The sequence below is a fragment of the Lactobacillus porci genome, assembly GCF_009695985.1.
GTDB lineage: Bacteria > Bacillota > Bacilli > Lactobacillales > Lactobacillaceae > Lactobacillus > Lactobacillus absianus.
The window spans coordinates 1-17,023 of record NZ_VUMX01000032.1 but is presented as its reverse complement, the minus strand read 5'-3'; the positions used below and the strand labels follow the sequence as shown (position 1 = coordinate 17,023).

At 51.1% G+C, this 17,023-nt stretch carries 14 protein-coding genes; 11 read left to right on the top strand and 3 right to left on the bottom strand.

What is annotated here, in order from left to right; all coding sequences use genetic code 11:
* Positions 1–231 precede the first annotated feature (231 nt).
* Complete coding sequence (locus FYJ62_RS09105; RefSeq protein ID WP_154549371.1) at positions 232–3,516, top strand: glycoside hydrolase family 68 protein; 3,285 nt, start codon at positions 232–234, stop codon at positions 3,514–3,516.
* Between the two features lie 77 nt (positions 3,517–3,593).
* Here FYJ62_RS09105 and FYJ62_RS09100 read toward each other — a convergent pair whose 3' ends face one another.
* Entirely contained in the window at positions 3,594–4,568 is a 975-nt protein-coding gene (locus FYJ62_RS09100) for a DNA/RNA non-specific endonuclease (protein WP_154549370.1), read from the bottom strand.
* Between the two features lie 274 nt (positions 4,569–4,842).
* On the opposite strand from FYJ62_RS09100, the gene FYJ62_RS09095 reads away from it, so the two are divergent.
* The 10 genes from FYJ62_RS09095 (at position 4,843) to tagD (ending at position 14,662) form a co-directional block, all read left to right on the top strand.
* Positions 4,843–5,823 (top strand): LCP family protein, encoded by a 981-nt coding sequence (locus tag FYJ62_RS09095; protein ID WP_154549369.1) that lies wholly within the window; start codon positions 4,843–4,845, stop codon positions 5,821–5,823.
* A gap of 232 nt (positions 5,824–6,055) precedes the next feature.
* Positions 6,056–6,709 (top strand): sugar transferase, encoded by a 654-nt coding sequence (locus FYJ62_RS09090; protein WP_154549368.1) that lies wholly within the window; start codon positions 6,056–6,058, stop codon positions 6,707–6,709.
* Positions 6,710–6,730: 21 nt separating this feature from the next.
* Positions 6,731–7,507 (top strand): DUF4422 domain-containing protein, encoded by a 777-nt coding sequence (locus FYJ62_RS09085; protein WP_154549367.1) that lies wholly within the window; start codon positions 6,731–6,733, stop codon positions 7,505–7,507.
* Positions 7,508–7,528: 21 nt separating this feature from the next.
* Complete coding sequence (gene glf / locus FYJ62_RS09080; protein ID WP_154549366.1) at positions 7,529–8,638, top strand: UDP-galactopyranose mutase; 1,110 nt, start codon at positions 7,529–7,531, stop codon at positions 8,636–8,638.
* 9 nt (positions 8,639–8,647) lie between these two features.
* Positions 8,648–9,580, top strand: a complete 933-nt coding sequence (locus FYJ62_RS09075; protein ID WP_154549365.1) for a LicD family protein — start codon at positions 8,648–8,650, stop codon at positions 9,578–9,580.
* Positions 9,580–10,647 (top strand): glycosyl transferase, encoded by a 1,068-nt coding sequence (locus tag FYJ62_RS09070; protein ID WP_229771888.1) that lies wholly within the window; start codon positions 9,580–9,582, stop codon positions 10,645–10,647. The genes FYJ62_RS09075 and FYJ62_RS09070 overlap by 1 nt, the downstream gene beginning before the upstream one ends.
* 4 nt (positions 10,648–10,651) lie before the next feature.
* Positions 10,652–11,788 (top strand): glycosyltransferase, encoded by a 1,137-nt coding sequence (locus FYJ62_RS09065; protein ID WP_195837423.1) that lies wholly within the window; start codon positions 10,652–10,654, stop codon positions 11,786–11,788.
* 30 nt (positions 11,789–11,818) lie between these two features.
* Positions 11,819–13,252 carry an oligosaccharide flippase family protein gene (locus FYJ62_RS09060; RefSeq protein WP_154549363.1) on the top strand — a complete coding sequence of 478 codons (1,434 nt, stop codon included), beginning with the start codon at positions 11,819–11,821 and terminating at the stop codon, positions 13,250–13,252.
* Positions 13,253–13,272: 20 nt separating this feature from the next.
* Positions 13,273–14,184 (top strand): LicD family protein, encoded by a 912-nt coding sequence (locus FYJ62_RS09055; RefSeq protein ID WP_154549362.1) that lies wholly within the window; start codon positions 13,273–13,275, stop codon positions 14,182–14,184.
* A 16-nt stretch (positions 14,185–14,200) separates the two neighbouring features.
* Positions 14,201–14,662 carry a glycerol-3-phosphate cytidylyltransferase gene (tagD, locus tag FYJ62_RS09050; protein ID WP_154549361.1) on the top strand — a complete coding sequence of 154 codons (462 nt, stop codon included), beginning with the start codon at positions 14,201–14,203 and terminating at the stop codon, positions 14,660–14,662.
* Positions 14,663–14,703: 41 nt separating this feature from the next.
* Here tagD and FYJ62_RS09045 read toward each other — a convergent pair whose 3' ends face one another.
* Together FYJ62_RS09045 and FYJ62_RS09040 are read right to left on the bottom strand one after the other, a co-directional pair.
* Positions 14,704–15,963 (bottom strand): beta-carotene 15,15'-monooxygenase, encoded by a 1,260-nt coding sequence (locus FYJ62_RS09045; protein WP_154549360.1) that lies wholly within the window; start codon positions 15,961–15,963, stop codon positions 14,704–14,706.
* A gap of 10 nt (positions 15,964–15,973) precedes the next feature.
* Positions 15,974–16,660, bottom strand: coding sequence for a YveK family protein (locus FYJ62_RS09040; RefSeq protein ID WP_326832030.1), 687 nt, complete (start codon positions 16,658–16,660; stop codon positions 15,974–15,976).
* Positions 16,661–17,023 lie beyond the last annotated feature (363 nt).

The window sequence follows — 17,023 nt, the reverse complement described above, 5'->3', positions numbered from 1 at the left end:
TTCGTTTGATATTGATGATGTTGTAGTTGAATTATATCAAGCGAACAAAGGCCTTGTGCTTTTTTATTGGCTAAACTATTGAATTTTCAAGGTACAAGCCCACTTTTGTAAGTGGGAAGTTTAAGTATTAACAAAATCTCATGAACTATCAAAAAATAGGTTGGTTTTACTAAAAATGAGTTAAAATGATATAGTTAAGTGTTGTCAATCTATCAAGGGAAAGGTAACTGTATGTCAGAAAAGAAATACAATACTAAGCTTTCAAGCTTAGGCATCCTGGCATCAGCCTTTACGGCTTCACTGCTTTTAGGGGCAGGCACCGTACATGCTGATACTAATAAAGATGCAAATGCTAATGTAAACCAAGCACAAGCAGCGGTTAATTCTCAAGCTGCTACTACCACTACTGGTACGGCTGCTAAGGACCAAGCAGCTACTACAGACACAACTAACGGCCAAGCAGTCACTACCACTACAAGTACGACTAAGGACCAAGCCGCCGCTACAAGCACGACTAAAGGTCAGACTACCGCTACAGGTACAACTGAGGCTCAAGCTGCTGGTACCGTTGCCACCACTACTGGTGCGGCTAATGATCAAATTGGTACGAAGGATCAAACTGGCACGACGGATCACAAGCCGGACGCACCAGGTTCATCAACTGGTAATACTCCAAAAGCACCGGACAGCGGTGATCAATCAACCGGCGGCAAGACTGACGTGCCAACTGTGCCAGAAAATCCAGACAGTGATAAGTCAACCAACGGTGGCCCAGTTACTTCCTTGCCAAAGAAGTATCAAAGCGAAGACATCACTGGCGAAAACATTACCAACAATGCCAAGCTGAATGCATTTTTGGCTGAAGATACTGCTAAGGCTGGCAAGCTGAATGATACGGCCAAGAAGATCATTGCTGCTGCCCTGCGTGAAGGCAGCAGCGTCAACATGGATCAATTGACTGACAGCGCAATTGATGTCTTGAACAAGGTGGATCTTTCTAACAAGACCATGGATAACCAATACACCTTGAAGGATTATGACTCAATCACCAACAAAGTGGTTACGCGTGACAAGGACACGCAAATGCCTTTGACTAAGGGTGACAAGGTGGTCAACATGCCAGCTTTGGAAAGCGTCAAGGATGCTGAAACTGGCGAGAACGCAACGATGGACATCTGGGACTCATGGCCTGTTCAAGACCCGAAGACCGGTTATGTTCAAAACTGGAATGGCTACCAACTGGTTGTAGCCATGATGGGGATCCCTCACAAGTCAGACAGCCACTTGTACCTGCTTTACAACAAGTATGGTGACAATAACTTTGCCAACTGGAAGGTTGCCGGCTCAATCTTTGGCTACAATATGGCTGTGACCGGTGGCCAGTGGTCTGGCTCAGCGATGCTCAATTCGGATGGATCAGTTCAGCTTTATTACGCCAACGTTGTATCCCAGCTTGACACTAACCACCAGCGCATAGCCAGCGCAACCGTTAACTTGGGCTTGGAAAACGGGGTCGTTTCAATCAAGAACGTTGAAAACGACCAAATCCTCTTTGAAGGCGATGGCGTTACCTACCAAAACTTCGATCAATGGGCCAGCGGTGCCAACCGTGGCGGTGACAACCCACAAACTCGTGATGGCCACATCTTCCAAGATGATGATGGCAATTACTATGTTGCTTTCGAAACCGCTACTGGCAATGACGGCTCCAACCCTGAAAAATACGAAAACCTTTACCAATGGGGCCGTTACGGTGGCGATGCAAACTACAACTTGAGCGAAATCATCAAGATTGTTGGTGACAGTGACATGACCATGCGCGCGCAGTTGGCTAACAGCGCGATTGGCTTTATGAAGCTGGATATGAGCAATCCTAAGAAGCCAAAGGTTGAAAAGCTTTACAACCCATTGGTACAGACTGTTCTGGCAGGCGATGAAGTCGAACGTCCTGACCTGATGAAGCTGAACGGCAAGTACTACCTGTTCGTTGACGCTCGGCTTACTCGCGCCACTGACACTGACTTAGTCAAGGCAGCTGACACAGCTGTCGGCGACAACGTAGCGATGCTTGGCTTTGTATCTGACAGCTTGACTGGCAACTTCGTTCCTTTGAACGGCGACGGTTTGGTTCTGGGTGCTTCAACTCCGTCTACTTGGCGGACTGCTACCTACTCATACTATGCGGTTAAGATTAATCCAGACAACATCAAGGGCAACAGCGTCACTGTCAACGGCAAGACTTACACTAAGGATTACTTCGTAAATCACTTCCTGTTGGTCAACCCGTACATGAGCAACCGTGGCGAAGTGGCCGGCAAGGGCAAGAACGCTACTTTAGGGCCAAGCTACTTGGTTGAAGTCAAGGATGACGGCACTACGCAAGTTGTCACAAACTACTTGACGCAGCAAGGCGTTTGGGACTGGAATGAAGGCAGTGCCGCTCCTGAACTGGTCGCTACTTCTTTGAAAGAAGCCCGCATGGATACGGACACCTTTATTGACCGCGTAAACAAGAAAGGCAACTGGTACCTGTACAGAGACAACGCCGAAGGCAAGATCTCACAGCAAAGCGGCTGGCAAAAGGTTGGCAACGATACCCAATACTACAGCACCAGCACTGGCGCGCAAGTCTTTGGCGCGCAAACGATCAATAACAAGAAGTACTACTTCGATGCCAACAGCGGTGCCTTGTACTATGGCCAGCACAAGATTAACGACCAATGGTACAACTTCGACAAGACCACTGGTGAAATGCTGACTGGCTTTGTCAACATCCCAAGTCAAGACAAGACGGTTTATTATGCTGCGGATGGTCACATGCTGTATGGCCAGCAAAAGATCAACGGCAAGTGGTATAACTTTGCTCCTTTGAGCGGGAAGATGCTGACTGGCTTCGTTTACATCGCCAGCCAAAAGAAGACGGTTTACTATGCCGCAGATGGCCACATGCTGTATGGTCGTCACAAGATTAACGGCAAGTGGTACCAATTCGACAGCAAGTCAGGCAAGATGCTGACTGGCTTTGTCAAGCTGTCCAAGAAGGTAACCGTCTACTACAACGCAAAGGGTCAAATGCTCGTTGGCGTCCACAAGATCAAGGGCAAGTGGTACCTGTTCGACAAGAAGAGCGGGGCGAAGGTTACCTATGCCAAGGTAGGCAAGTACGTGCAAGTCAAGCACAACGCCAGCGTTTACACTGCCAAGGGCAAGAAGAGCAAGGGCGTCTACAAGTCGGGCAAGAAGGTTTACGCACAAGGCTACGCGATCATCAAGAACAAGCTTTACTACAAGATTGCCAAGAACAAGTACGTTGCAGCAGGCAACATTGACGGCGTAAAGCGGACGGTCAAGAAGGCAGGCTACGTTTACGCATATAAGAACAAGAAGCTGAAGAAGCAAAAGGGCCTCGTAAAGAAGGGGGCTAAGAAGTACACTTACGGTGGCGCGGTACTGCTTAAGGGCAAGAAGTACTATGTCGTTGCTCCATCCAAGTACATGAGCACAAAGAACTTCTAATTGTGTAAATCAGCATAACAAAAGAGGACCATCTCATTAGGAGATGGTCCTCTTTATTTATGTAAAAAATTGCCTTATTACCGCTTGGCCTTCCGGTAGCCGGCAGCCCGGGCTGCCTTTTCACTGTTGAAGTAGACGGCATTGGATGAGTTCATGTGGTAGCCAGCCTGGCCAGGAACGTGGTAGATCTTGCTCCGCTTGTTGCCGATGATCTTGCCTTTGCTGGCTGAAGTGTAGACCTTCTTCTTGGAAGCCTTCTTTGCTGGCTTTTTGGCCGCCTTCTTAACGGTCTTCTTGGCCTTTTTGACAACCCTCTTCTTAGGCTGGTACTTCTTGGCCGCCTTGACGACGGTTCTGGCGGCCTTAGAGACGACGCTGGTCCCGTTGGCGTAGTTCAGCTTTACGCCAGGCTGCACGTTGAAAATGTAGACGTTGAAGCGGACTGCATTGGAGCCAACGGACTGTCCTTCCATTTCCACTCCGCGGGCCAGCAGCTCCCGGCCCCGGAAGATCGGGGTCACCCGGTATCTGACGTAATGTTTCTTTGATGATTTGACATAGTTGGCCACCATGTTTTCATACTTAAGCATGTCTGGATCGTTCAGCTGCCGGGTCCCAGTGATCAAATTCTTGGGGTTATTGTTTTGCCCGGTCAACTGGTAGCCAATCAGGTGGCAGCGGTTGTAGAGCCAGCCGCCGGCAATCCGCTTGTTGTGCCAGCCGGTTGGGTCCCAGTACAAGGCTTCCCGCTGGCTCTTTGGCATCAGCTTTTTGTTTAAAAGCGCGTTGGCTTCTCTGGCCCGGTTGAGTGAGTCCAGATTGCTGTAGGTCTGCCAAGCGCCTTTCTTGGTGGACATGGTGCCCTTTGAAAAGCTGGGCTTGTTATTGTTGACGGTGACGATGCTTTTCCTGCCGTAATTCAGCCCTGGCAGCTGCTTCTTGGTCAGCGTGGCGGCTTGGACTTGCGGCTTGACTGGGCTTTGGAAGCCAAAGACCAGAAGGGCGGAGGCAGCCAGCAAGCTGGTCAGCCCCTTCTTCAGAGAGATTTGCATGATCTTTTCCTTTCCACTTCTTTTTCTATACCTTATTTTCCCCAGAAATCTTACACAAGACACTAATGTGTAAAATCGTTGCTCTAATTATACCGCGTTTTGCCCACGGGGCTTGCATTTTTTGGGGCTTCCTGCCAGAATAAGCGGTAGTTGCAGAGCTTTGATCTTTTTAAAAAAAGCTAAAAAATTCTTTGGGTCCGATACAGGCTTAAGAATTTTATATATAATGAAACTATTACATCTATTCTAGAGATTGGATATTTGGTGAAGCATATTGAATGACAATAATTTAAACACTAGAACAGGACAACGCAAGAGGCGCAACAAGTTTTGGCGGATCTTCTGGTCCGTGGTCGGCGTCATCGTTGTCTGCCTGGGCATCTTCGCCTGGCATGAATACAGCTCCGTTAAGAACGCGGCCAATAACGCCTACCGTTCAGGCGGGATTACCAGTGCTGAAAACGGGAGCAAGAACACTGTTATCAAGAGCAAGAAGCCAATCTCCATCCTGCTGATGGGGACTGACACTGGGGCCTTGGGCAGAACCTACAAGGGCCGGACGGACTCCATCATGGTTGCCGTCTTGAACCCAAAGACCAAGAAGACGACTTTGGTCAGCTTTGAACGGGACATCCAGGTCAACCTGCCTGACTACCCGGAACACTCACCGTCCAAATTGAACGCGGCTTATGCTTACGGCAATGCCGGTGAGCTGGCTAAGGTCTTGAAGAAGTACTTCAACATCCCGATCAACGCCTACGTTTTGGTCAACATGGGCGGCTTGAAGACGATCGTTGACAAGGTTGGCGGGGTTGATATCGCGCCAGTCATGAGCTTTAGCTATGAAGGCTACACCTTCACCAAGGGCCAGAAGACCCACATGGACGGCGCCAAGGCTCTGGCTTACAGCCGGATGCGCTACGATGACCCAGAAGGCGACTACGGCCGCCAAAAGCGCCAGCGGCAAGTGCTGCAGGCCCTCGTCAAGAAGGCTGAATCAGCCCAAACCTTGCTGAACACCAGCTTCGTTTCATCATTATCCAAGCAGGTGCAGACCGACTTGACTTTCAGTGACTTGACTTCAATGGCAACTTCCTACATGTCAGCCACGAAGAATGTCGTAACTGACTACACTCACGGGACCGGCTTCATGGAAGACGGGGTTTCCTACCAAAGAGTCTCAACCGCTGAACGGCAAAGAATCAGCGACTTGATCAGAAAGGCCATGGGCCTGAAGACCAAGACGGTTCAGTAAACAGAGCAATGAATTTTAGAAATGTTGGATGTAAGCATCCAGCATTTTTTCTTTGCAATCGCTTGGATTGGCAATTGACGGTGACTCTCTTAGGAAAAAGATGCTATACTAGTTAGATATAATAGGTTTAGTAGTACCTTGAGCAAGTCTGCTGGACATCCATCATTTCACCAGCCGGTTGCTTGTTGAGGCTGACTGAAATAATTTATTTGTTAGGTTGTACGGAAATATAATGAATGAAGAAGCGAAAACGTCCAAGTACGTGAATCACTTGGGCGCATACAAGTATGTAAAGAGACTCTTAGACATCATCGGCAGTCTGCTGGCCTTGATCCTGTTTTCTCCGGTCTTCTTGATCCTGGCCATCATTATCAAGAGCCGCGACGGGGGATCAGCCTTTTTCGCCCAAACCAGAATCGGGCAGTACGGCAAGCCCTTCAAGATGTACAAGTTCCGCTCGATGAGAATGGACGCGGAAGAAGTGCTGAAGAGCGATCCGGAATTGTATGCCAAGTATGTGGCTAATGACTACAAGCTGCTGGCTGAAGAGGATCCGCGAATCACCCCAATTGGCCGCTGGATGCGGCGGACTTCGGTTGATGAGCTGCCGCAGTTCATCAATATCTTAAAGGGCGACATGAGCATCGTTGGCCCCCGGCCAGTGGTGGAGAAAGAATTAGCCGAATATGGCGACCGGGTGGACAAGTTCTTGTCAGTCAAGCCTGGGGCCATGGGCTTATGGCAGGCTACGGGGCGGAGCAATATTGGCTACCCGGAGCGCTGCGACGTCGAGCTGGGATACGTTGACCACGTGTCGCTTGGCAATGACATTGCTATTTTCTTTAAGACCATCATCAGCATTTTCAAAAAAGAAGGTGCCTATTAGAATGGGGGAGTTTGCGAGCAAATGAAGGTTAAAGTATTAGTCGCGGCCCATAAGCAGTTCCCGATGCCGACTGACCCGGTCTACCTGCCCGTTTTGGTTGGCGCCGTCAAGAACTACAAGCCCGGCATCAGCTACCAGCGCGATGACGAAGGCAGCAACATTTCGGCCAAGAATCCTTATTACAATGAATTGACTGGGGTCTACTGGGCCTGGAAGAACTTGAAGGACGTTGATGCAGTGGGCTTAGTCCATTATCGACGCTATTTTTATGTCAAGAAGCCTTTCACCTTGGAAAATGCAGCCAAGGAAGCAGATTATGTTCGCCTACTTGCAAAGCATGACGTGATCGTGCCGACCAAGCGGAACTACTATATTGAAAGCAACTACGACCATTACGTGCATGCCCACCCGGCTGAGCCCCTGGACAAGACCAGAGAGATCCTGGCCAAGGACTACCCGGAATACTTGCCGGCCTTTGACATGATGATGAAGCGGCGCAGCGCCCACATGTTCAACATGTTCGTCATGAAGAAGGAACAGTTTGACGCTTACTGCACGTTTATTTTTGGCGTTTTGAGCAAACTGGAGGGACAGATTGACATCTCTGGCTACTCAGTCCAAGACCAAAGAGTCTATGGCTACATTTCAGAACGCTTGATGGACGTCTGGCTCTACACGACCCAGCAGAACTACGTGGAAATGACCTGGGGTCAGCTGGGCGGCGAAAAGAAGATTCAGAAGGGAATCAACCTGATCAAGCGCAAGCTTGGGATCGGGAAGAAGCAGACCCACTTTTAGGATAGAGAACAGGAGAAAAATATGGCTGATTATTTAGTTGTCGGTGCCGGCCTTTTCGGTGCCGTTTTTGCCCACGAAGCTGCCAAGCGCGGCCACAAGGTGACGGTAATTGAAAAGCGCGACCACATCGCTGGAAACATCTACACCAAGGAAATCGACGGCATCCAGGTTCACCAATACGGCGCCCACATTTTCCACACTTCAAACAAGGAAGTCTGGGACTACGTCCAGCAATTCGCGGAATTCAACCGCTACACCAACAGCCCGGTGGCCAACTACAAGGGCAAGATGTACAACCTGCCCTTCAACATGAACACCTTTAACCAAATGTGGGGCGTCCGGACGCCGCAAGAGGCCCTGGACAAGATCAACGAGCAGCGGGCGGAAATGGCGGGCAAGACGCCAAAGAACCTGGAAGAACAGGCCATTTCTTTGATCGGCCGCGACATCTACGAGAAGCTGATCAAGGGCTACACCGAAAAGCAATGGGGGAGAAAGGCCACTGAGCTGCCAGCCTTCATCATCAAGCGCCTGCCGGTGCGCCTGATCTACGACAACAACTACTTCAACGATGACTACCAGGGCATCCCTAAGGGCGGCTACACCAAGCTGGTGGAAAACATGCTCAAGGATGACAAGATCACCGTTGAACTGGGCACGGACTTTTTCGCCAAGAAGGACGAATACCTGAAGCAATTTGATAAGGTTGTCTACACCGGTCCAATTGACGAGTTCTTCGACTACCGCTTGGGCGAGCTGGAATACCGGTCCCTGCGTTTTGAAACTGAAGAAAAGAACGTGGGCAACTACCAGGGCAACGCCGTGATCAACTACACTGACGCGGAAACGCCATACACCCGGGTGATTGAGCACAAGCATTTTGAATTTGGCAAGGGTGACCCGGATAAGACCATCATCACCCGCGAATATCCAGCTGACTGGCACAAGGGCGATGAGCCATACTACCCAGTCAACAACGACCGCAACAACGGCTTGTACGCCAAGTACAAGGAACTGGCTGACCAAGAAGACGCCAAGGTCATCTTTGGCGGGCGTCTGGGCCAGTACAAGTACTACAACATGGACCAAGTCATCGCGGCCGCTTTGGAAGCAGTGAAGAAGGAATTTTAAGGATCAGCCATGAGCAAATTAGGAACCAAAGACGGCTTCGCGGCCCAGAAGAATGCTTTTGGGGATAGCGACAAGGTCGTCTACGTTGAAGGCGAGGACTTAAAGCAGCTGAAGCAGACCTTATTGGGGATGCTGAAGGACTTTATGGCCGTCTGCGCCAAGCACGGGCTTAACTACACCTTAAGCGGGGGCTCAGTCTTGGGCACGATCAGACACCAGGGCTTTATTCCTTGGGATGATGACATTGACATCAACATGCCTAGAAAAGACTTTAACAAGCTGAAGGAAATTTTTGACCAGGAGCTGGGGGATGACTACAAGCTGCTGGCGCCAGAATTGACCCCAGGCTACGGGGCTGCCGCCAGCCGCTTCATCAAGAAGGGGACGGTCTACCGGACCTTTAACGACGTGGCGGAGCCAAGGGAAAACTGCGGGATCTGCATCGATATTTTCGTTTTGGAAAATACGCCGGACAATGCCTTTCTGCGCTCAATGCACGGCTACTTGTGCTTGGCAGTTGGCTACCTGCTCAGCTGCCGCAAGGTGTATGACTACCTGCCTAAGCTCTTGGAGATCCAGGATACGCCAGAAGTCAGAGCGGCTTTTGGCAAGAAGTACAAGATCGGCCGCTGCTTTAAGTTCTTGTCACTAGACAAGGTGACGCGCTGGACTTACAAGGTCTATTCCGCGGCTAAAAACGACGGCTCCAAGTACGTGACCATCCCTAGCGGCCGCAAGCACTACTTTGGGGAAATGGATACCCGGCAGAACATGTGCCAAAGCCAAGAAGGAACTTTTGAGGGGATCAGCGTCAAGATTCCTTATGGGATCGCAAGCTACATGAACCGCCTGTATGGCCCGGACTACATGACCCCGCCGCCTGTCGCCAAGCGGGAGAGACACCCGTTGTTTGAATTTAGCTTGGGGGAAGACAAGGATTAATGAAGAAATACCAGATTTTTGAAGTCTACAGTTCAGATGACACGGCCTTGGGCAAGGCCCCGTCCGACATCAACCAGATCGCCCGGGAAGCCGGCTTTGAAAGCCTGCGCCTGGTCCGGTCCTGTGCTGGAAAGAAGGACGCCATTTCCCGGGTTCGCCGCCAGCTGCACTACCGCTTCAGCTGGGATAAGCTCTACAAGCAGATTGAGCCAGGCTCTATCGTCCTCTTCCAGGCCCCGTCCCGGGACCACCAGCTGCACCGGGAGGAAACCCTGGCCAAGCTGAAGGAGAAAAAGCAGGTCAAGTTCATCTACCTGGTCCACGACGTAGAAGAATTGCGGCAGTTTTTCTATAAGAAGTTCTACGAGGAAGACTTTGCGCAGATGCTGAAATATGCCGACTGCCTGATCGTCCACAACGACTCGATGAAGAAGTTCTTTGAAGGCCGCGGCGTTGACCCTGAGAAGCTGGTAACTTTGAAGATCTTCGATTACCTGATTCCTGATGGCGAGATCAGCCACGCCAAGTTTGCCCGAGCCGTTTCCGTGGCCGGCAACCTGGACGTCCGCAAGACCCAGTACTTGAAGGAGATCGGGAAGATTAACGCCAAGTTCAACCTCTACGGACTGAACTTTACCTTGGCTGACTACCAGAACGTCGACTATCACGGAGCCTTCCCGGCTGACGAAATTCCCAAGCAGCTGAACTCGGGCTTTGGCCTGATTTGGGACGGCAGCAGCATTGAGACCTGCGACGGGGCCTTTGGCAACTACCTGCGCTACAACAACCCCCACAAGCTGTCTTTGTATCTGGCTTCCGCCTTGCCGGTCATCATCTGGAGCCAAGCCGCTGAAGCCAGCTTCATTGCTGACAACCACCTGGGCTTGACCATTGACTCCCTGCAGGAGTTGCCAAGGGTCTTGAATGAAGTGACGGAAGAAGAATATGAAAGCTTCGCGGCCAATGCCAGAGAGATGGCCAAGAAGCTCAGAGCAGGCTATTTTACCAGGACTGCTTTGGAAAACGCGGTTAAGACTGTAAATCAGCAAGACAAGAATGGAAAGTGATAGCGTGAGTGACAAGCTGAAAGTCCTTTTTATCCGGGGGATGCTCTATTACGATGGGGTAAGCTCGGTTGAATATGAATGGATCAAGGCCCTCCATGACCGGGTCGACTACGACTACGTTCTGCTCGATCCCGACAAGAGCGTTCCGGAAAAAGAGGCTGCCGTCAAAGCCCTTGGCGTCCACATCTATCCTTTGCGCTACTCCGGCAGGAACTCATTTGAAAACCATCGCAACCGGGTGGCCGTGGTCAGACATTTCCTGCAAGAGCACCACTATGACGTGGTCCACATCGATACCGACCTGCCAAGCCGCTATGACATGGCTAAGGTGGCCAGAGAAAGCGGGGTTAAGCGGGTAATCGTCCACTCCCACAATGCCGCGGAGCACTTGCACGGGATTCAGAAATTGCCAGGCTTTGTGACTTATGAGCGCAAGCAGATTGCCCGCTATGCCACGGATCTGGCGGCTTGCTCCAAGGAAGCCGCGGCTTGGCTTTTTAACCCCAAAGACCAAGACCGGGTGCGCATCATCCACAATGGGATCAGCCGTGACCGCTACGTCTTTGATGAAGCCAAGCGGCAGAAGGTTCGCGGCCAGCTGGGACTTGATGATGACCAGCTCTTGTTAGGCAACATTGGCCGTCTGGCTGACCAGAAGAACCAGCTCTTCCTGCTGGACATCTTCAAGGAAGTGCTTGAAAATCAGCCCCAAGCCCACCTGCTCTTGATCGGGAGCGGGGAGAAGGAGGCAGAGCTGCGGGCCAAGATCGGGGAACTAGAACTTGAAGGCAAGGTGACCATGGTCCTGTCCACGGATAAGATTCCTGATTACTTGTTTGCCATGGACCTCTTCGTCATGCCATCGCTTTATGAAGGACTGCCGATGACTTTGCTGGAAGCGCAGACGAGCGGTTTGCCATGTCTGATTTCTGACGTCATCAGCTCAGAAATGGACTTTGACGGCTTGATTTTCCGGAAGTCCTTGCAGGAAAAGCCCGCGGCTTGGGCCAAAGAGGCCATCAAGCTGGCGCTGGCAGCCCGCGGCCAGGACCGGCGGCAATTCGCCAGTCAATTGGCCAAGCTGGGCTATGACAACCAGGAATCAGCCGAGCAGGTCTACCAGATGTACCTGGGCCATTAGGCGGGGAAAATTATCAGATTGGGAGCGTAAATGAAGAATCCAAGCATTAAAAAGAATATTTTTATCAGCACCCTCTACCAGATTCTGGCTATCATCACGCCATTGATTACAGCTCCATATGTTTCCAGAGTCATCGGGACTGACGGGATCGGGGCCTACAGCTGGACTTCCTCAATTCAGACCTACTTTTCCCTGGTCGCGGCTTTGGGGACGGCCTCATACGGGATGCGGGAGATTGCCCGCAGCCGCAATGACGTGAAGAAGCGCAGCCAGCTCTTTTGGGAAATTGAGCTGCTGAGCGTCTTCACTTCGCTGGCCATGCTGCTCTTATGGGGGATCTACTTGGGCTTTCAGAGCCATTACCGGGTCATGTTCCTCATTTTGACTTTGAACCTGTTCAATACCATGCTGGACATCTCTTGGTTCTTCGATGGCCTGGAGCAGTTCCAGTACACGGTGACCAAGAATTCCCTGGTCAAGGTGGCTGGGGTCATCCTGATCCTGCTTTTCGTCAAAAGCCCCAAGGACACCAATCTCTACGTCTTCATCATGACGGGGACGACCCTGCTGGGGACCATGTCCATGTGGCTGGAATTGCACAAGTTCGTCGTAAAGGTGCCGATCAAGCTGGCCAACTTAAAGCGCCACTTCCATGAAACCCTGATCTACTTTATTCCGACGATCGCTACTTCCATCTATACCTACATGGACAAGACCCTGATCCAGGTCATGACCCAGAGCAATGCGGAGAACGCCTACTATGAGCAGGCCACCAAGATCATCAACTTGACCAAGGCGGTGACTTTCACCGCCGTCAACAACGTTTTGGGGGCCAGAATCTCCTACTTGTTCGCCAAGAAGGAAACCAGGGAGATCAAGCTGCGGATTCAAAGCTCCATCAACTACATCCTGTTTATCGGGGTGGGAATCGGCTTTGGCCTGCTGGGGATTGCGGATACCTTCGTGCCGGTCTTCTTCGGCCAGGGCTGGGACAAGGTGGCCTTGCTGCTGCGCTTGTTTAGCCCGCAGATCGTGATCATCGGGGTCTCCAACTGCCTGGGGTCCCAGTACTACAATCCAGCTGGCCTGCGCAAGCAGAGCGCGGTCTACATCGTGATCGGGGCGGTCGTCAACTTCCTCTTGAACCTGCTCTTGATTCCGCGCTTTGCCAGTGCCGGGGCTACTTTTGCCTCAATCATCGCGGAATTGACGATCAGCCTGCTTTACCTTTACCATGATAATGGCTACTTGAAGGCTGCTTATATTGGCAAGGTAATCTGGAAGAAGCTGATCGCGGGCGCTTTGATGATGCTGGTCATCCTGGCCTTGAATCCATTTGGCCATCCTGGCGTCATCAAGCTGGGAATCCAGTTCGTTCTTGGGGCTGGGACCTACTTAGTTGCCTTGCTTTTGTTCAAGGACGATTCAGTGGACTTGATCAAGAAGATTTTGGCTAAAGCATAAGGGAGAATTAAAGAAAGACAATGGACAATATTAAGCTCAAGCTCGCAGACGATTTTTTTAAAGAAGAAGTCAGAAACGACTATACGGTTTCGCCGAAAATGAAGAAGATCTGGGCCGTGGAGCTGGACCTGCTGGATCAGCTGGACCGGGTTTGCCAAAAATACGACATTCCCTGGTATCTGTCAGGCGGCTCCCTGCTGGGAGCGGTGCGCCACCACGGCTACATCCCTTGGGATGACGACATTGACTTGATGATGTACCGCAAGGACTTTGACCGCTTGTGCGAAGTGGCTGAGGATGAATTCGCGGAGCCTTACTTCTTCCAGACTGAAGAAACGGATCCAGGCGCCATGCGGGGGCACGCCCAATTGCGCAACTCCTCGACCACAGCCATCCTGAAGTCAGAAGAACGCTTCAACTACCACTTCAACCAGGGGATCTTCATTGACATCTTCCCGCTGGACAATGTGCCAGACGATCCTGCTGAGCGTCAGGCCTTCGTCAAGAAGGTCAACCAGCTTAAGCACCGGGCCCGGCAGTTCTACAACTACTGCAACGGTTATCCGAACAAGAACCTGTCCGGCCTGAAGCAGCACCTGCTCTATAGCAAGTTCTTTTTTGACAAATTGCGAAACGGTGGCCGCAACACCTACTATGACCGCTTCGTCAAAGAAATCACCAAGTATGATGACCAGGACACCAAGAATGTGATGATGGTCATGCTGGAAACGGAAAAGTGCTGCTGGGAGCGCAAGTACGTGGCCAACCCGACCCGGGTGCCGTTTGAAATGCTTAGCCTGCCGATCCCCAAGGACTATGATCCCCTGCTGACCAAGCAGTACGGCAAGTGGAACGTCTTTGTCAAAGGCGGGTCGATCCATGGGTCAGTCATTTTTGATCCAGACAAGTCTTACAAGGAATACCTGAAATAGGGGACAAGGAGCAATCATGAAACGCGTAATTACTTATGGAACATTCGACCTGCTGCACTATGGGCACATCAACCTGCTCAGAAGAGCCAAGGCCTTGGGCGACTACCTGATCGTGGCCCTGTCGACCGATGAATTCAACTGGAATTCCAAGCACAAGAAGACCTATTTCTCATACGAGCAGCGCAAGCAGCTCCTGGAAGCCATCCGCTACGTTGACTTGGTCATTCCGGAAAAGGACTGGGACCAAAAGCGCAGCGACATGCACGAATACCACATTGACACTTTTGTCATGGGGGATGACTGGAAGGGCAAGTTTGACTTCTTGAAGGATGAAGGCGTCAACGTCGTCTATCTGCCAAGAACGCCAGAGATCAGTTCTTCGAAGATCAAGCACGACTTGTACGATGCCAATGAAGTGACTGAGGAAAGCAAGCTGTCACATGACGATCTGGACACTGATCCGGAACAAGGAAAATAAGCAAAAAGAGCATTCCGTTCAACGGAATGCTCTTTTTAGGCTTACAGCCTCAAACTGGCATAATCATATTCAATAAAGGCTTCTGGCTCTCTGAGGTCGTTTAAGACGGCAAACCAGAGGAAAGCCATCGCCAGCAGGTAGACTTGGTTGGTTGAGATATTGGAAATGATGATTTCCAAAAGAAGCAGGGCACTGATTGGCAACAGATAGCGGCGGGTCGGGGCAAACAAGGTGACGAAGAAAGGCATCAAGAAGTACAAGGCCAAGTACAGGCCACCGGTAGCCAGCAGGGTGGTCAGGCCCATGCTCAGGCCGTTGTTGGCCCGATGGAAGGCGAAGAGCTTGATTAGGACACTTTCATTGCCAAAGCCTGCCCCGAAGACTGGATGCCGGCTCCACACGGTCAGGCCGATCCGCAGGTCGTCCACTCTGACTGAATAGGAAGAGCCGCCGGATTTTCTGATGTGGATGACGACGATCCCCAAGAGCAGCAAAAGCACGATGCCAGGAATGACGATCTTCAAGTTGAGCTTGCCTTGGGCATGCAGGTGCTGGAGGAAGGCGAGCAAGACGGCTAAAGCACCAAGCAGGATTGCCGTGGCCGACAGGGTCGTCAGCAGGGTGACCAGGATCAGCCCAATCCGCCAGAAGGTCTTGGACTTCTTGACGAAGAGCTCAATGATCAGCCCATTCAAAAGGAAAAGGGTGTAGCCGGGCGCTTCGGTGAAGATCCCGGTGTTTCTGATCACATGGTGGCCCAGGTACATTTGGTCCTGCAAGGGCTGGTGGAAGTAGAGATAGCAGTAGCTGGTCGTGAAGTGAGGGTTGTTGGCCCAGTAGTAGACGGTATTCACGACGCCGAGCTTCAGGCCCAGGATGCTGCCAAAGACGTAGAAGAAGAGGGAGACAGCCGCCGCGATCAAGACGATGTTGGCGTAGCTGTCCAGCAGCAGCTGTCCCTGCTTTTGCCGGCAGTAGACGAAGACGATCAACAGCGCGGCCGTCAAGGGCATGCAGAGGTTAGAGAAGTACTTGAAGGGGTTGGCCTGCGAGAAGAAGATAAAGATCAGCAGGTAGCAGACCGTCAAGACGATAAAGGACAGGTCCTTGAAGTTGTAGCTGTTGGTGATCAAAAACAAGAAAACCCCAATCCCAAGCAGCAGGTAGCGGTAAGTCCCGATGGGGATAAAGGCCCCCTTCAGGTAGTTCCACATAACGGTCGTCGACATGACCGCCAGGATAACGATAAGATAGGCCACGACCGCTAAAAAGCGGTCGCCGGCAGATTTGACAGACTTCATGCAAACCTCCTTAGCGGTAATTTCTGCGCAAGCGCCAGTAGAGCGAAGCCCAAGTAGACAGCAGCAAGCCCAAGGCCGCGCCAATCGCCGTGGCGAATTTGACCTTCGGATAGCTCTTTGCGACAGTGGTCTGGCCTGTAAACTTCAGGGACTTGATCAAGACCGTCGGCAGGATTGGCTTCAGGTACTTGCGCCGCTCCCGCTTGGTCGGCATCGCCCGCCGGCCCTCTTTGAACTGCAGCTTGAATTCCTGCTGGAAGTTCTTGGCCACGGCCTTGAGGGTCTTTTTAGCCTTTTCAGGCGAAGTGCTGGTGACCGTCAAGGTGTAGGTATTGGATTTTGACGTAGCGGTAACGGTAATGTCCTCGCGCAGGGAATCAGGCGAGACGTGGCCGATTTCAGCAGTGGCGCGGTCAATGACGCCAGGGCTGATGGCAATGTTTTGAAAACCGGCCGCGGCCTGCTCATTTTGGCTGCGGGCCTGGCGCTTGGTAAAGCCGCCCTGGGTGATCTTCCCCTTGGCTACGAAGCTGCTGGCGGCAGTATATCTGGCTGGCAGCAGGTAGTTGGCAACCCCGTAGGAGAGGCCGCCAAACAGAATGGTACCGGCCAGGATGAGCAGCAGGTTCTTCCAGATCAGCTTGGCCAGCTCTTTGAAAGTGAGCGTGGTCTCAGCCACGCCGTAAAAATCATTCACCTAAATTTCCTCTCAATCTTATGCGAATGCATCGTGAAGCACTAGATAAAAAGCAAGATTCACAGACTTTTAACAGAATTTGCACAATACTAACTTAACAGTATAACACATTGGCCTCCGCCTTCATTATTAAGGAAATTTAAAGGCGAAGCGCAAAAAGACCGAAAATAACTGTTATCATTTGCATTAGCCATCATATATCATATTTGTTAGAATTTACATTGTTGAATGCAGATGAGACCGTATAATCTTATGTGTAAGGATGAACAGTTCCTTAAAGTAAATCAAAATTGGGTATAAGAAAAGGGACTCCTTTTCCGTATAATTGATTTGAACACTATCAATACGAAAGGAATCCCTTAT

Bases quoted from the DNA above. Each gene is read 5' to 3' on its own strand.
- FYJ62_RS09105 (WP_154549371.1), top strand. From the start codon at position 232: ATGTCAGAAAAGAAATACAATACTAAGCTTTCAAGCTTAGGCATCCTG.
- FYJ62_RS09100 (WP_154549370.1), bottom strand. From the start codon at position 4,568: ATGCAAATCTCTCTGAAGAAGGGGCTGACCAGCTTGCTGGCTGCCTCC.
- FYJ62_RS09090 (WP_154549368.1), top strand. From the start codon at position 6,056: ATGAATGAAGAAGCGAAAACGTCCAAGTACGTGAATCACTTGGGCGCA.
- FYJ62_RS09085 (WP_154549367.1), top strand. From the start codon at position 6,731: ATGAAGGTTAAAGTATTAGTCGCGGCCCATAAGCAGTTCCCGATGCCG.
- glf (WP_154549366.1), top strand. From the start codon at position 7,529: ATGGCTGATTATTTAGTTGTCGGTGCCGGCCTTTTCGGTGCCGTTTTT.
- FYJ62_RS09075 (WP_154549365.1), top strand. From the start codon at position 8,648: ATGAGCAAATTAGGAACCAAAGACGGCTTCGCGGCCCAGAAGAATGCT.
- FYJ62_RS09070 (WP_229771888.1), top strand. From the start codon at position 9,580: ATGAAGAAATACCAGATTTTTGAAGTCTACAGTTCAGATGACACGGCC.
- FYJ62_RS09060 (WP_154549363.1), top strand. From the start codon at position 11,819: ATGAAGAATCCAAGCATTAAAAAGAATATTTTTATCAGCACCCTCTAC.
- FYJ62_RS09055 (WP_154549362.1), top strand. From the start codon at position 13,273: ATGGACAATATTAAGCTCAAGCTCGCAGACGATTTTTTTAAAGAAGAA.
- tagD (WP_154549361.1), top strand. From the start codon at position 14,201: ATGAAACGCGTAATTACTTATGGAACATTCGACCTGCTGCACTATGGG.
- FYJ62_RS09045 (WP_154549360.1), bottom strand. From the start codon at position 15,963: ATGAAGTCTGTCAAATCTGCCGGCGACCGCTTTTTAGCGGTCGTGGCC.